We start from the raw sequence: 15,439 nt of genomic DNA, 5'->3' as shown, positions 1-15,439 counted from the left end.
GCCCTGCACGCCGCGGGCGCCGGCGCTCTTCGGGGGGATGGCCGCGGCGCTCGGTCGGGGCCGAGGCGTGCGCGAGCCCTTGCACGGCTTGTTGCGAGCGCCGACCTCGCGCCTCAGCCGGGGCTCGCGCTCTGTCGCCGGCAGGCGGCGCCGAGCTCTGCCTCACCGCTGCGGGGTGGGAGGGTGGGATGGCGGCGGAGCCGCCAGGGCCTCAAGCGGCCCAGACGGCCCGCCGCGCCTGGTAGGCCTGCCAGATCCTCCGCCACTCGGGCGCGCAGAGCGTGGAGCCTTTGGCGCGCTGCCGGTGGTAGAGCCAGGCGGCGTAGCGCCGGAGCACGCGGGGGTGCGCCTCGTTCACGTCCAGCAGCACAGCGCTCGCCAGCAGGCCGAGCCTGAGCCCGGCCTCGAGCTTCGCCTTCCGGATCTGGTAGTGGCTCCAGGCGACGCCGGCCTGGTCGTCGGAGAGCCGGAGCGCGTAGAGCCGCTTGCCCAGGGTGGCCAGCTCCCGCAGTGACGGGCAGGCCTCGATCTCCGCGATCAGCGCGCGGAAGCCAGGATCCTGCCGCGCCTCCCATGTGTCGGCCACGCCGCAGCGCGGGCACGCGGGCAGCTCGCCCGCGTCGTCGTCGGCCTTGTAGCTGAGCCCGCAGCCCGGACAGCGGATCACCTCGCGATGGATCGAGCCCAGCCGGTGCCAGGCCTCCGGGCTGAAGCCCGGCTCGTCCTCTGACGCCGCGGGATCGAGCGGGAGCACGCCCTCCGTCGTCACCCACTCGGCGCGGCCGTTCAGCGGCTCGGCGTGGGCAAGGGCATCTGCTTCAGAGACCTCCTCAGCCCGCGCCAGGTCAACCACGAGCCAGTAGAGCTCCTGGAGGACGGCCCCGATGCCCCGCGACCGGGCCTCGGCCTCGTAGTGGGCCATGACCTCGGGGCCCGCCTCGAGGGCCAGGAGCAGCTCGCCCAGCTCCCACGCCTCCCGCGCCGTGCAGCGAAGGCGTCGCATCACGCGATCGACGGCGAGGCGCGCGGGCTTGCCGTCGGAGCAAGACTCGTGCGGCGCCAGCACCGTGTCCCCGATCAGGACGCCCTGCTCGAACCAGAGCCTCTCGCCCTGGCTGAGGCCCGAGATATGGGCGAGCAACTCATGCACGGGCTCGCCCTCAGGGACGACGAAGATCCGGGCCAGCGCCGTGGGCTTCGGCTCAGCCTCCTCCGAGGCCTCCGCCACCCAGCGGAAGGCCGCCACAGGACCGAGCGCGCACGCCTCCCAACGGCCGCCGGAGAAGTGCGCCAGCGCCGCGCCGCCGCCAGCAACGACAACCGCCACCGGCTTCCCCGCCCTGATCGCCTCGCGCGCCGTGAACACCGACCCCGGCGAGGGCCCGTAGAGGAAGGCGACCACTCCCGCCGACTCCCGCGCCAGCCGCCGCGAGCGCGCGAGGAGCGCGGCGCGCCCGGAGCCGGAGCCTTCCACCACGCGCCCACCCCGCCGGACGAACACGCGAACGAGCCCGCCCCGCGCCTCGGCCAGCGAGCCGGGCAGCAAGACCACCGAGCATGAGCACGCTGCCCGCCCGGCGGCGAGCACCGCGCGAAGCGCGTACTCATCCGCGCCCCTGGCCCCACCCGATCCGATCCCCCAGCCCCGGCGGAGGAAGAACCGGACCACCTCCGCCACCTGAGGAGCCCAGGCCTCTGGGAGCGCCCGAGCCCCTACTACCGCCATGAAACCATCTCGCGCCATTGCCAACACCTCCTGTGCTGGGTGTGAGTGTGAGAATTTTTCCCCCCGACCCGCGGCGGCCCGAGCGCCGCCCGGCCGCAGGGCCGGAGGCCGCGCCGCGGGAGGGATAACTGGAGGGGACCCCAGTGGGCTTCGCCCACAGGGGCGGCGGCCGTTTATGCTCACGCGGCGCGCGAAGCCTCCGGGGTTGACGGGGGCGGAAGGGGCGGTAGACTCGGGCGACCTGCGGCCGGGCGGGCGAAAAATTCTAGTTTCGATTTCCTTATGGGGCGGGTGGGTGGGGGCGTGGCCCGCAGGGCCACATGGCGCGATAGCGCCATGTCTTTACGGCGACCGAAGGGAGCCCCAGGCGAGCGGCAGCGAAGCCGCAACTCCCCCGCGCGAAGGCGCGGGGAACAGGAGGTGAGGAGCATGAGGAACTCGGTCGACCAAGGGTCGTGCGGGTGGGCCTCAAGGACGACTCGCGCTCAACCGGGGCCAAGCCTTGCGCCGTTTCTCTGCAAGGCGCCGGCCCCGCCTCATACCTAGCGCATCACCCCGGGCTCACCGTCTCCGCGTCGCTCAGGCTCGCGCTCTGACGGGGCCAAGGCGTGCGCGCAGCTCTTGCACGCCGCCGGCCCCGCCATAACCCCACCGCATCACCCCGGGTCCATAAAAACGTAATCGACTAAAAGCCTATCCTAGCTCGGCATCCCAGGGTAAAATGCCGACACGTGCCAGAGCACTTCCGGGAGGCCCGGAAAGCTGACTCAGTTTTTGTAAAGAGTCTTGGAAGGATGCGTCCGTGGGCCTGGGTTCGCTTGCCGCAAACGAGCAACGTTAAATAAATTTAAGATGACGAAAGGCATCTGCTCAACGACACTTCTGCCAGATGACCCGGCCGGAGAAGATGCGTTCGGCTCACATCAGCGGATTGCCAAGGCGATCGCCCACCTAATCCGCGAAGACGCTGGCGGGAGGTCTATTGGTTTAGCAGGTCCGTACGGGAGCGGGAAATCGACCGTCGTCCGATTGCTCCAAAGCCTTGCTCGTGCCGAAAGAGCGTCGTCCGAGATTGCGGTCTTTGTCTCTGATGCATGGGCTCACCAGGGAGATCCACTGCGGCGGGCTTTTCTCGAAAGCTTGGTAACCTTTCTGGTTAATCAGGGATGGACGAAACGAGAGCGATGGAAAGACGAGCTTGACCTTCTAACCCGACGTAGGGAGGACAACCAAACTACTTCAGAGCCTATACTTACTGTTCCCGGGAAGCTCGTTGCGGCTTCCGCTTTGCTTGTTCCCATTGGCTATACGCTCTTCAGCAAGGCGGGTCAGCCAGACCAGTTCCTGGGTGTTCGATTGTGGGTATGGGGTCTGTTCTTAGCACTGTCCCCCATTCTTGTGGCGCTTGCGTCCTGGCTATTCTACCGGCCAAAAGATGGTGTGGTCTCGTTGCTCGTTCAGAAAACTCGGGAGACGCGTCAATCCAGCACCGTGCGGTCTCCGGATCCAACGTCAATCGAATTTCGGTCTCTTTTCTCTAGCGTGATGGGGGAAGCGCTGAGCCATCCTAAGCGACGCCTTGTCGTGGTGATGGACAACATAGACCGTCTCGATGGCCACCAAGCATTGTCCATTTGGGCGACAATGCGTACTTTTTTCGAGACGGAGACGGGTGAGCAAGAACACTCACGCACATCGAATCTATGGCTTGTAGTCCCATTTGACCCCAAGGGGATTCGTACCCTGTTGGAGCAACGGCTCGAGAGTGCTGCTGAGGATGCCGCAGCAGTCTTCCTGGATAAGACATTTCAAATGACTTTCCGAGTGCCTCCACTCGTGCTGTCAGATTGGAGAAAGTTCCTTTGCGACCAACTCGCAGCGGCGTTTCCTGCTGAGCATCATCGTGAAGAGTTCGATACGATTTACCGCTTGTATCGTCTGAAAGGTATTCCGCCGGAAGGTACGCCGAGCCCACGTAGTATCAAGTTGTTTGTTAACTCCGTGGGGGCACTACATCGCCAGTGGGGCGACGAAATACCGCTAGTGATGCAAGCCCTGTATGCGGTGTACGCGGATTCTCTGAAGGAGTCCGTAAGTGGGTTGACGAAGGAAGACTTCCTCGAACCCGCAGTCCTCGCGCTTATTGGTGAGCCAGAATGGAGAAGGTACCTGGCGGCGCTACATTTCAATGCGCCTCCGGATAAGGCTCTAGAAGTGTTGATTAAACGGCAGGTTGAAGATGCATTGGTTAAGGGTGAAAGTGAGCCTCTTCGAAAACTTCTATTTGTTCCTGGCTTTATGACGGTATGTGAGCAGGTGCTTGAAGAACATCACCTGGGATGGGCTGAGAAGGAGCCGGTCGCGTTGGCAGCGACAGCGCTCGCTGTTAGCGGTATCGAGTCGTCGAGCAGTTTACAATTAGCCCAAGTGTGGCGCTGGCTTAAGATGGGTGTCGGATCGGTGAAACAATGGCCCATGGGTGGTGAGTTGGTGGGCAATGGAATTTTCGAGATAGTTCGTCACGCGATAGGAACCGAAAAGGAGAGGCTTGCAGAACGAGTCTTGAGTAGCCTATCCAACGCCTTGCCGGCTGTCGAGCACCCTGATGAGACTGCTGTTGCCGTAGCAGCGAAGCAGTGGGTCGGGGCAACGCTTCCGGTAGTCACAGGCATAAGTACAACTGTCGGAGAGGAGTTGGTTAACGCACATTTTGCCGTGCCGGGTGGGGCGAACGAGTATATCGAGGTCGCCACCGCGCTGCAGGAAGTCGGAGCGCAAAAGGTTCAGCGGTATTATCGGCCGAAGGCAACGCGAGAGCAGATTGTTGCCGAACTCGTACGACGGTGTGCCGCGGGACACTTTGATGTGCGCCATGCCAACGTGGTTTGGGTCATGGCTGAAATCGAAAACGGATGGCGCTGGCATGAATTGTTTAACACCGCAAATCAGCGACTGCGGGGAGGAACCGTCTTACGCGTTGGCGAAGTACTCGGCTGCGTATTGGCGCTGCTATACCTGGCGTGGCATGCTAAAGTCACTGAGGCGCAAGACATACTGAAACAACTGGCTACAGAAGGGCACTTGATGCATCACCTACACCAGGCTAACGCAGAAAGGCAAAGGACTGCGATTGCCGTCTGCATGTTACCGATTCTTGAAAGTGCGCCGTCAGGTGACCAGCGGGCGGCAATCGGGAACTCTGGCGCAGGGCAAAACGCGTACAGGGCCATATTGCAGTCACCCGGAGAATACGGGGACGTTGTCCGGGATATGGCGGAGTTAGCGTTGAAAATGGACAAGGTGCCTACGCTCCTCGCGGCGCATACGGCATCCGTGGCGGCTCCTTTTCTCGCCGCGACGCTAGAGGTGATTGCTACACGAGATGACGCACATGCGACGCTAACTGCAGATTTGCTAATTTCTCACTACCCTCGGCTAGCGAGCGCCCTGAACGTTACCACATTGCACGCACTGGTTCGAAACCTGGTGAGCAGGGGAGAGCTCTTATCGAGGCTGAAGGGACATGAATTCTCGGCGGATTTAGCCGCACTCTATAGACTTGCAGGGTCAGCCGGTTCGGAAGAGGAGGCAAAGGAAGTTAAGGCCTACTTGGCATCTGAACTTCAAGAGATTACAGAATCCGTTTGGGTGGACGCCCTAGCTCAGGAAGGGTCGCTTCTTGAACTGCTCCTGTGGTTGCTGGAGGATGGTGCGCCGCTTGGTCTAACGGAAGCCTTCGCAGACGCGCTAATTGGACATGCGAAGAACTCGTTGGAAGGGGGAAATCCTCCTGCAAGATTTCAACGCGACTGGTCCCGGCTCCCGCTGGCGTTGCAGCAGGAGTTGCAGGAGACATTCTTGCGAGATCTTCGCGATGTAGTCTTAGCGCGTTCAGAAAGGACGCTGTTGCCAGCTTTGATGCTATACGGGTCTCAGCTGATAGAGTCTGGCCTCCTGGACGAAAGGGCTGATGAAGTTGTGCGACAGTTGGGGAAGGATATCCTGGAGCGGCTGGAAGCAGCAGAAGTGGCTTGGCTTGACCGCCTTTTGAGAAAAAGCCCCGGGATTCTAGACAGATGCCCGAGAGCTTCCAAGACAACCCTGCGGCAACGGGTGGAGTCCGTGTTGCTGAAGATCGATCCAAGCTCACCTGCCAGGACGGGTGCTGAAGGCATTGCGCGCACGCTCGGGATTGACGTTCAAAGGCTAGTGTCTGGTGTAAACGACACTAGGACTGAGAGCGGGTAGCCCACCCGCTGGTCACTCCTAACCCTCGACTGGCCGCGGGCCTGGAGAAACCAGGCGCATCATTGGCTGCCCCAGAGCCTCGCGTCATTGCGCGGACAGGTGGTCCTCGCTATGCTCAGGTAGCGTCTGGTCGGAGTTCGTAAATCAGCAGGTCGTTGATTCGCATCGACTCCCAACTGCGGAGCCGGGAAACCGGGATGAAATTACGTGCCGGCTTAGGGGCCTTCTCTCGTGCTTTTTCCCTTTCAGGCACTTAGCCAGCATCCTCGACCCAGCAGAATGAGCCCCGCGCTCGGAAGGACGTCGCACACGGAACGATGTCTAAGACCAACACTACTTCAATACCAGCCTGATCTCCTCTCTAATCCGATTGGCGATTGCCTTTACCGCCTCGGACCTCTCTAGAATCACCTCTTGCTCTCGCGATCTCAGCACCATGTTTTCGTGGAGTTCATCAATGAGTACCCGTATCTGCTGAGGGAAATCAGCACTATGCCGTAGAAGAAAGTTCACCGTATCCTGCACCGCGTCGGCCTTCTGCAGTTTTTCGGCCATGGCCACTTGTTCCGGCCTTAGCTGGCCACGAAGGTTCTCTACGAGAACGCTCATCCCAAGAATCGTCGAAAGGTACTGAACCGGAAATGCAAACATTCGCTCATTCAATTCAGAGAGGATCTTCCTTTGTTTTTCCTTGCGCTCGCGTCGCTCTGAGTAAAAGGAAATGACGATCTGATTAATCGCTGTCCGAAAGTAGAGCGCAAGGCTCAAAAGCACGTTCAGGGCGATGCTCGCCCACAGTACGATGTCCTTCCACAAGGCGCTTATCCTGTCCTCAGTTTCGCTAGTGTCTCGCCCTGAAAAACGATGTGCCCTCTATCGGCAAGGGGTGACGCACGGACCATTCGGGGTCGTAAAACTTCATGGGCGACCTCTGGGGCTGTCCAAGCATAGTCCGAGACCAGGTCGCCGTACAGCAGAATTCCGGCATATATGCTGAAGACTGTAGGCCTCGAAGCGAACGGCGCAAAAGCTGGGCCGCGTCAAAGAGATATGCACGTTTGACTTAGAACCCGCCTACACGGACTCAGGTGATCGAGATTATAGCGACAGCCTTGACGTGCGTAGCCTCAAGCGCAAAACTCGTTGGTAAATCGAACCGTTCTTCCCCTTTCTCCAACCGGCTTACAGGCCGTTTCTAGCGTGTCTCATTTCTTCAAGATGGGCTCCACAAAGGAATAATCCCGCCTGGGCCTTTCGGGCCGCAGTTTCGCAGGTGCTAAACTAATATACAGGCGTCACTCCGTCCGCCCCGTCGGTATGTCCCGGTCAGCGTCCATCTCAACGGCCCCGGCCGGCTATGACCGCGTCATTGTGAGAAATTTTCTGCGACGGAGTGAGATCACATGAGACGGTCTAAGACGACGAAAAGTGCCGCTGGAGGGATTTCAAGTCCATTGCCTTACCAGGTTAGGCGAGCCATCCGTTGCGCTGGGATCCCCCAATGATCTGCTACCACTCTGCTACCAAAACACCCCGTACCGGGAGAAAGCAGGGGCACCATCGTTCAGCTCTGATGCTTGGGTTCTTGCGTAGTTAGGTCCTCTGAGGGATTCTCGGTTGGTGCCTGATCGGGACTCTTAATCAGTAGGTTGGAGGTTCGACTCCTCCACGGCTCACCAAGATTTTCCCCTCGTGGCGGGCGGCCTCGTGGCCGCCCTTAGCTTCTGCTCACGCCGACTCATCCTGACGCCGCGAAGCCCCTCCCATCAGGTGTGATGAATCGTCGTGCCAGTTTGCCTCCAATACTGGTGCGCCGAGTGCCATCGCGCCCCGGGTAGCCCCTCCATGTCTGATGGGGCCGTTCGGTCCGAACCGTGGTAGCCTACTGTTAGGGAGGTTTCGGGTGCTGACCCGACGCTCGGCGGGGTTTCTGGTGACAGTGAGGGATCGCGAGAACGTGGGTGCCTGCCGTCGACGGAGGACCGGCGTCGGACGAGTTCCGTTTGGTGCCTTGGCGGCTGTGCTCGCTCTGCTCGTGGCCGCGCTGGTGGTGGCGCGGGCGGAGGAGCCGTCGGCGTCGCTGGAGCTTGAGCTGAAGCCGCCCGCCACGGCAGCGCGCATCCTTCCGTTGCCCGCTACCGAGGCCGTTCGCGCGGACACCGCCCAGGCGATCAGCGAGATCGAGGCACAGGAGCGATTGGACGCGCTGGTTCGAGAGACCATCCGGAGTCCCCGTCGACGGCCTGACCTCGACTACGATGTCTTCAGCGGCATCCAGTCGCGCGGCATCAGCAACGCGCTCCGGCAGCGCTGACGCCCCGTCCACCCAGGCCGATGCCGAGACTTGACCTCTCCGCGGGGCCTGGCAGACAGCGCAGGCGCCGAGCCGGGCTCGAACACCTCCTGCGCCGCCGAGCGCGGCGGTACGGGAAGGCGATCCGGCTCTCACTCCAGGGTAGCACCGCACGCCTCTGGTTCCGCGGGCTCGCGCTCGGTCTCGCCATCGCGCTGGCCTCGGTGTTGGGCTTCCTGGAGGGCGTGGAACGGTGGGGCCTCAACATGCAGTTCCACCTCCGGGGTCCCCGCCCGCCGCAGACTCCGATCGTCATCGTCTCCATCGACGAGGACTCCTTCGACGAACTGAACCTGCCCTGGCCCTGGCCGCGGGCGCTCCACGCCGAGTTCCTGGACATCGTCAGCCGGGGGCGGCCAGCCGTGATCGGCCTCGACCTGCTGTTCGCCGAGCCGTCGTCGTTCGGGCCCGACGACGACGTGGCGCTCGCCGAGGCCGTGGCGCGCGTGGGCAACGTCGTCCTGCCGGGGGCCATGACCGTGGTACGCGAGAGCTTCTACAGCAAGGTGGATCTCAACCCGCCCCTCCCATCCATCCGCCGGGGAGCGGCCGGCTTCGGCCCTGTCAACTTCTATCCGGACGACGACGCCTTCGTCCGGTGGGCCCACCTGAGCCAGATCTATCAGGGCCAGGAGCTCTCCCACTTCGACCTCCATCTCTACCGGCTCGCGGTGAAAGCGGGGATGCCGTCGCGGCCGTTCGGGGGGTCGAGCTTCCTGATCAACTACCGGGGCGGCCCGCGGACCTTCCCCACGGTCCCCTACTACCGCATCCTCAACGGCGAGGTCGGGCCGCAGGTCTTCACGGGGAGAATCGTCCTCGTCGGGGCGACCAGCCCGGTGCTCCACGACGTCTTCCCCACCCCGTTCGCGACCCAGGGCAACATGCCCGGGGTGGAGATCCACGCCAACGTCCTCGAGACGCTCTTCCAGGGGATCCCGATCCAGCGGGTCCCGTGGCCGCTCAAGGGCCTGCTCGCCCTGGCCGGCGGCGTCCTGGCCGTCTGGATCACGAACCGGATGCGTCCCCTCCACGCCCTCGGCGTCGTCGTCGTCGCTGGCTCACTGTCCGCCGGTGTCGGGTTCGCCGCGTTCGTGTGGGGGCGTCTCTGGCTCGATGTCGCGCCGGTCCCGGCGAGCCTGCTGATCGGCTACGTCGCCACGGTCGTGGAGAACTTCATTCAGGAGCAGCGCGAGAAGCGCCGGCTCTCGCGCTTCTTCTCGCCGGCCGTGGTCAAGGAGATCGTCCGGCACAAGGACGACGTGAACCTGGGGAGCACGCGGCGGCGGATGACGGTCCTCTTCTCGGACATCCGGGGGTTTACCTCCATGTCGGAGAAGATGGCCCCGGAGGAGGTCGTGACGTTCCTTCGCGAGTATCTCACGGAGATGACCGAGGCAGTGTTCAAGCACGGCGGGACCGTGGACAAGTACATCGGCGACGCCATCATGGCCCTCTACAACGTGCCCTTCTACCAGCCCGACCACGCGGAGCGCGCCGTGCGGACCGCCCTCGAGTTCCAGCAGCGCCTGCGCCCGCTCGCCGCCCGCTTTCATGCCAAGTACGGCGGCGACCTCCGCTGCGGGGTCGGCGTCAACACCGGCGACGCCGTCGTGGGGACCATCGGGGCGGAGCAACGGCTCGAGTACACGGCCATCGGGGACGCGATCAACCTGGGCTCCCGGCTGGAGAGCGTCACCAAGGACTTCAAGGTCTCCATCGTCATCAGCGAGTCCACCTACCAGGAGGTTCAGGGCCAGTTCGTCACGCGCTACCTCGGCGAGGTGAGGGTGAAGGGGAAGGAGATCCCGGTCAAGATCTACGAAGTCGCCGAGGCGGACGCTCGCCGGGAACTCCGGCTCCCGATGGACACCTCGGTCACCATCTCCGACGGCGAGATCTCCGTCCTCGCATCGGTCAGTGACCTGAGCCTGAGCGGCATGGCGGCGCGGGGGCTGCCCAAGCAGTTCGCCGAGGGGCAGGTCGTCGACATCCGCCTCGAGCTCCCCGCCCTCCCGCAGCCGGTAGACGTCAAGGGGGAAGTCTCCTGGAGCGTCGAGGATCGGGCCGGGTTCCGCTTCCTCGAGATCAAGCCCGCCGATCAGGCGGCGATCGCTGAGTTGGTGTCCGGGCGTGGGGCCCCGGCCCCCGAGGCGTGAATTGGCACCGCCCGGCGCCTCCGCGTGGCCTCACGGCGCCGGGCCGTGGAAGCGCAAAGATTCAAGGGGGATGCAGGCGAACCAGGCCCCCGCGAGCCTAGTAACGAACCTCTGCGTCCTCCGAGGCGTCATCGACGTCTTCCTTTTCCTTCGCAGGCGGCCGCGCCGGTAGCGGTCGGGCCGGGGCTGAGCCTGAGCCTCACCGGCAATATGCCCGGTTAGCCCCTCTGAACCCGCCCTTCGAGCATGTCGTCCACGGGCTCAAGTGGCCGCTCCAGCCAACCGAACCTCCGGCGGAGACCAGGAGGCAGGCGGGCAATGCCGGGGTGGCTGCTGCGACGGCCCTCGCCAGGGTGCTGACGACCCCCGAGGCCTCGGTGGTCCGTGCGGCGGCAGACGACGATCACGACCCGCAAGCCGACCGAGGCATTCATCATCGCGTTCGAGGATAAGAAACTCGACGAAACGAAGAAAGAGGAGACGGCCAGCACGACTACCACCCGTACCGGCGACGCGCCGGATGTCACGGTCAGCGAGTCCACGGCAAAGCTGAGCCTCGCTGGGCTGCTGCCCTCGAGGAAGGTAAAGTCTTCGACGGTCGGGTTGCTGTTCGTGGCGCTCAGCGGACCCGCGCGCGCCTTGACACCCGCGCCGGGCCCCTGGTAGGGTCCTCGGCGGGTGAGGCGGCGAATGGCTCTGCCCGACCTCCTTCGGCATCACCTCCGGGCCAAGGTCCTCTCGCTGATCCTCGCCATCCTCGTCCTCGGGTTCGGCGTCCTCGTGATCCTGAACATCCGGCGGGAAGCGGAGCTGCTGGTTGCCGGGAACCAGGAGACGGCGCGCCTCCTGGCCGGGTCGATCCACCGCAGCATCGAGAACGGCATGCTCGAGGGGCGCCCGGACATCATCCGGCGGCTCGTCCACGAGCTGAAGAGCGAGCTGAAGGACGTACGCCAGCTCGACGTGTACCGCCGGAACGGCGTCGAGGCGTTCACCGACCTCGAGACGGTGAACGAGGTGAGCCGCCTGGGCGGCATCGGGCCGGACGTGGTTGCGCGCATCTCGAAGATGCGCCGGGAGCCGGGGATGCGGATCAGCCACCCGCTCTTCACCCGCGCGGTAGAGACCATGGTGCCCCAGGAGGCCTACGAGATGGTGGACGGCGGCCGCATGCTGACGCTCTTCCGGCCGCTGCGGAACCTGGAGGACTGCCAGGGGTGCCACGGCCAGGACCACCAGGTCCGTGGGGTGCTCCGGGTCAGCCTCGGGCTCGACAAGCTGGACGCGGCGCTCCGGGCGGCCCGGAACCGCCAGATCGGCGTCGCGCTCCTCACGATCCTGGGGGTGACCGGAGCCCTCGTCGTGTTCATGGGCCGCGTGGTCCTCCAACCCATTGCGCGGGTCGCGGCCGCCGCGCGCCGGATCGGCAGCGGCGACTTCGGGGCGCGCGTGAGCGTGCGGAGTCGGGACGAGATCGGGGAGCTTGGCCGGGTCATCAACGACATGGCAGACCGCCTGAAGACGGCCCACGATGACCTGGAGGCGCGCAACGCCGAGCTGGCGGAGGCGCTCCAGAGCCTCAAGGAGTCGATGCGGAAGGTGGAGCTGCTCGAGCAGGTCAAAGGGGAGCTCTCCAAGTTCGTCCCCGAGTCGGTGAAGCGCCTGCTCGAGAAGGACCCGGAGGCGCGGGAGCTGGAGAAGCGGGAGGCGGACGTCTCGGTGCTGTTCCTGGACATCGAGGGCTATACCAAGCTCTCGGAGCAGCTTCCGCCGCAGCGGCTCAACCGGCTGATCCAGGATTACTTCTCCAGCTTCCTCGCGATCATCCGGGCGAACCAGGGCGACGTCAACGAGACGGCGGGCGACGGCCTGATGGTGATCTTCCAGAGCGAGGGCAGCCTCACGCGGCACGCCCAGAACGCCGCCGCCTCGGCCTTCCAGATCCAGGTGAAGCTGGCCGAGCTGAACCGCGAGTTCGAGGGCGTGTACCCGCCGATCACGATTCACGTGGGGATCAACAGCGGCCCGGCGCTCGTCGGCGCGACGAAGCTCGACGCGGCGGGCGGTGGCCGCTGGACCTTCACCGCGTCGGGCTCCACGACGAACCTGGCCGCGCGGGTCGCCGCCCTGGCCAAGGGCGGGGAGATCATGGTCGGGCCCGAGACGGCCGAGCGGATCAAGGGCCAGTATGTCCTCGAGGACACGGGCGAGCACCGGCTGAAGAACGTCACCGAACCGGTGCGGGTCTTCCGCCTGGTGCCGCCGGGGGTCTACTCGAAGGTCGTCGCGTGAAGGTGCAATCGCTGCACCGTGACCCGTCGAGTCCCGCAGGCAGGGTCGAGAGGAGGGGGAACAGATGAAGTACACGGCGGTCGTTTTCGGGGGATTGCTCCTGTTCGGTCTGGTGGCCTGCGGCGCGGCTGCCGCCCAGACTGCGAAGGCCGAGCTGCGCAACCCGGAGGGAAAGGTCGTCGGTCGGGCGACGCTCACGGAGGAGGCGCAGGGCGTCAAGATCGCGGTGGAGGTGTTCGGCCTCCCGTTCGGCCCCCGGGGGTTCCACATCCACGCGGTCGGCAAGTGTGACCCGCCGGGCTTCACGTCGGCGGGCGGCCACTTCAACCCGCACGGCAAGAAGCACGGGCTCAGGAGCCCGGAGGGGCCCCACGCGGGGGACCTGCCGAACATGGTGGTCTGGCCGGACGGGACGGCGAAGTTCGAGGTCGTGGCGCCGCACGTGACGCTCGGGGCGGGGACGCACTCCCTCTTTCACCCGGGCGGCACAGCGCTCGTGATCCACGCCGACGTGGACGACGAGCGGACGGACCCCACCGGGAACGCCGGCGGGCGTATCGCGTGCGGCGTCATCACGAAGTAGGCGGTGGGCGAGTCGGGCGAGTCCCGGGTTCTTGCGAGCATCGCGCTTGTCGGGTAGAATTCGGGTTGCCTGGACTGACCTCGTCGTTTGCACGGTTGAAGGTCAGACCCTCCACCGTTCGTCCTGCTTTTCGGGCGTCGCGGTTCGACCCATGGGCATCCCAGGCAGCCAGCCAAGCTCGAGCGGCGCGCGTTTCGCATGCGGGGTGGAGGCGTGCCGTGCGGGCCGGCGGTTTCGGCGTGCGAGAGTGGCGGAACTGGCAGACGCGCTGGACTTAGGATCCAGTGGGTGAAAACCCCTGGGGGTTCGACTCCCCCCTCTCGCACCAGCTGACATGAGGGAGCTCTTGACGGCTACATCGGGCCTCGCGCGGCGGGTGGCCTGCCTGCGGCATGGCCGAACCCGCCACGCTCGAACACATCGGGCCTCGCGCGGTGGGTGGCCTGCCTGCGGCATGGCCGAACCCGCCACGCTCGAACTACATCGGTGAGATGAAAGTCGCGGTCGAAGAGCTCGAGGCGTGCAAGCGGCGGCTGCAGGTCGAGGCCCCGGAGGACCTCGTCCGGCAGGCCTGGGAGGAGGCGTACGGGCGTGTCCAGCGCCAGGCCCGCCTGCCGGGGTTCAGGAAAGGGCACGTGCCCCGCACTCTGGTGAAGCTCCACTTCGCCGACGAGGTGCGTCGCGAGGTCGCTAACCGGCTGATCCCCGAGGTCTACCGCCGGGCGCTGGCGGAGGCCGGCCTGTTGCCGGTGGAGGAGCCCGAGCTCCAGGACGTGACTCTCGAGGAGGGGATCCCCCTCAAGTTCACTGCGGTCGTCGAGATCAAGCCCGCCATCACCCTCGGGACGTACCGGGGTCTCCGGGTGCAGCAGGCGCCGACCCCGGTGACCGACGCGGAGGTGGAGCAAGCGCTCGGGCACCTGCGGGAGCACCACGCCGAGTTCCGGAGCGTGGAGCGGGCGGCCACGCACGGCGACCTGGTCATCGTGGACTACACGCTCCTGCCTGACGCGATGGAGCCGCGGAGCGAGCGGGGGTACGCCTTCCTCGTCGGCTCTCAGTCGGTGCTTCCGGAAATCGACGCGGCGGTGACCGGTCTCCCGCCCGGCGAGGAGCGCGAGGTCCCGGTGCGCTTCCCCGAGGATCACCCGCGCGAGGAGCTCCGGGGCAGGGCCGGGACGGCCCGGGTTAAGGCGGTGGAGGTCAAGGAGAAGGTGCTCGCCGCGCTGGACGACGAGTTCGCGCGGGGCCTCGGCGAGTATGAGGATCTGGCAGCCCTGCGCGCCGCGGTGAGGAAAGAGCTGGAAGCCCAGCGCGAGCGGGAGAACCGTCGCGCTCTGGAGGAGGGGGTCGTGGAGGTCCTGCTCGCCGGGCACGCCTTCCAGGTGCCCGAGGCGATGGTGCTCCGCCAGATGGGCCACGCGATCGGGCACACCCGCGAGCGGATCCGGCGGCAGGGGGTGGACCCCGACAAGATCCCGTGGGACTACGAGAAGCTGGCGTCGGAGCTCCGGCCGGGGGCGGAAAAGGCCGTGAGGCGCGCGCTCCTGCTCGAGGCGATCGCCGAGCGCGAAGGCCTGAACCCATCGGACGACGACGTCACGCGCGAGGTGGAACGGGTTGCCGCGGCGACCAAGCGCCCGGCCCCGGCCGTGCGTCGGCTGATGGAGCAGAGCGGCGACCTGGACAGCCTTCGCCTGGCCCTGCGGGAGGCCCGGGTCCTTGACTTTTTGATCGAGCACGCCACTATTGATGTATCCTAGGGGACGCGAGGACGTGTCCAGACAAAGGAAGGCACCCATGGCCCTGGTTCCGATCGTGGTCGAGCAGACCCCCCGCGGGGAGCGGGCGTTCGACATCTTTTCCCGTCTCCTGAAGGAGCGGATCATTTTCCTCCCGACCTTCATCGAGGACGAGCTGGCCAACCTGGTCATCGCTCAGATGCTGTTCCTCGAGGCCGAGGATCCCGACAAGGACATCTTCCTCTACATCAACTCCCCGGGCGGCGCGGTTACCGCGGGGATGGCGATCTACGACACCATGCAGTACGTGAAGCCCTCCATCTCCACGATCTGCAT

The 15,439-nt window shown here is 65.0% G+C and carries 10 protein-coding genes and 1 tRNA gene; 9 read left to right on the top strand and 2 right to left on the bottom strand.

What is annotated here, in order from left to right:
- Positions 1–211 precede the first annotated feature (211 nt).
- Positions 212–1,744, bottom strand: coding sequence for a DNA-processing protein DprA (locus HY726_17900; GenBank protein ID MBI4610868.1), 1,533 nt, complete (start codon positions 1,742–1,744; stop codon positions 212–214).
- Positions 1,745–2,578: 834 nt separating this feature from the next.
- Here HY726_17900 and HY726_17895 point away from each other — a divergent pair.
- Positions 2,579–5,974, top strand: coding sequence for an AAA family ATPase (locus tag HY726_17895; GenBank protein MBI4610867.1), 3,396 nt, complete (start codon positions 2,579–2,581; stop codon positions 5,972–5,974).
- A 333-nt stretch (positions 5,975–6,307) separates the two neighbouring features.
- Here HY726_17895 and HY726_17890 read toward each other — a convergent pair whose 3' ends face one another.
- Positions 6,308–6,790 (bottom strand): hypothetical protein, encoded by a 483-nt coding sequence (locus HY726_17890; GenBank protein ID MBI4610866.1) that lies wholly within the window; start codon positions 6,788–6,790, stop codon positions 6,308–6,310.
- A gap of 1,195 nt (positions 6,791–7,985) precedes the next feature.
- Between HY726_17890 and HY726_17885 the strand changes: the two genes are divergently transcribed.
- From HY726_17885 to HY726_17850, 8 genes are all read left to right on the top strand, one after another.
- Entirely contained in the window at positions 7,986–8,288 is a 303-nt protein-coding gene (locus HY726_17885; GenBank protein MBI4610865.1) for a hypothetical protein, read from the top strand.
- A gap of 20 nt (positions 8,289–8,308) precedes the next feature.
- Positions 8,309–10,486, top strand: a complete 2,178-nt coding sequence (locus HY726_17880; protein MBI4610864.1) for a CHASE2 domain-containing protein — start codon at positions 8,309–8,311, stop codon at positions 10,484–10,486.
- A gap of 384 nt (positions 10,487–10,870) precedes the next feature.
- Entirely contained in the window at positions 10,871–11,152 is a 282-nt protein-coding gene (locus tag HY726_17875; GenBank protein ID MBI4610863.1) for a hypothetical protein, read from the top strand.
- A gap of 24 nt (positions 11,153–11,176) precedes the next feature.
- Positions 11,177–12,778, top strand: coding sequence for a HAMP domain-containing protein (locus HY726_17870; protein MBI4610862.1), 1,602 nt, complete (start codon positions 11,177–11,179; stop codon positions 12,776–12,778).
- Positions 12,779–12,842: 64 nt separating this feature from the next.
- Positions 12,843–13,361, top strand: coding sequence for a superoxide dismutase family protein (locus tag HY726_17865; GenBank protein MBI4610861.1), 519 nt, complete (start codon positions 12,843–12,845; stop codon positions 13,359–13,361).
- Positions 13,362–13,602: 241 nt separating this feature from the next.
- Positions 13,603–13,689: transfer RNA gene (locus tag HY726_17860), tRNA-Leu, on the top strand.
- Positions 13,690–13,753: 64 nt separating this feature from the next.
- Positions 13,754–15,124, top strand: a complete 1,371-nt coding sequence (gene tig, locus HY726_17855; protein ID MBI4610860.1) for a trigger factor — start codon at positions 13,754–13,756, stop codon at positions 15,122–15,124.
- A 37-nt stretch (positions 15,125–15,161) separates the two neighbouring features.
- Positions 15,162–15,439: ATP-dependent Clp protease proteolytic subunit (locus HY726_17850; protein MBI4610859.1), on the top strand; the 278-nt coding region annotated here is incomplete at its 3' end.

This window comes from Candidatus Rokuibacteriota bacterium (genome assembly GCA_016209385.1).
Lineage (GTDB): Bacteria > Methylomirabilota > Methylomirabilia > Rokubacteriales > CSP1-6 > JACQWB01.
Note: the sequence above shows the minus strand (reverse complement) of the source record. Positions and strands in the feature narration are given on the sequence as shown.

Coding starts and splice junctions, on each gene's coding strand:
- HY726_17900 (MBI4610868.1), bottom strand. CDS start 1,744: ATGGCGCGAGATGGTTTCATGGCGGTAGTAGGGGCTCGGGCGCTCCCA.
- HY726_17895 (MBI4610867.1), top strand. CDS start 2,579: ATGACGAAAGGCATCTGCTCAACGACACTTCTGCCAGATGACCCGGCC.
- HY726_17880 (MBI4610864.1), top strand. CDS start 8,309: ATGCCGAGACTTGACCTCTCCGCGGGGCCTGGCAGACAGCGCAGGCGC.
- HY726_17870 (MBI4610862.1), top strand. CDS start 11,177: ATGGCTCTGCCCGACCTCCTTCGGCATCACCTCCGGGCCAAGGTCCTC.
- HY726_17865 (MBI4610861.1), top strand. CDS start 12,843: ATGAAGTACACGGCGGTCGTTTTCGGGGGATTGCTCCTGTTCGGTCTG.
- tig (MBI4610860.1), top strand. CDS start 13,754: ATGGCCGAACCCGCCACGCTCGAACACATCGGGCCTCGCGCGGTGGGT.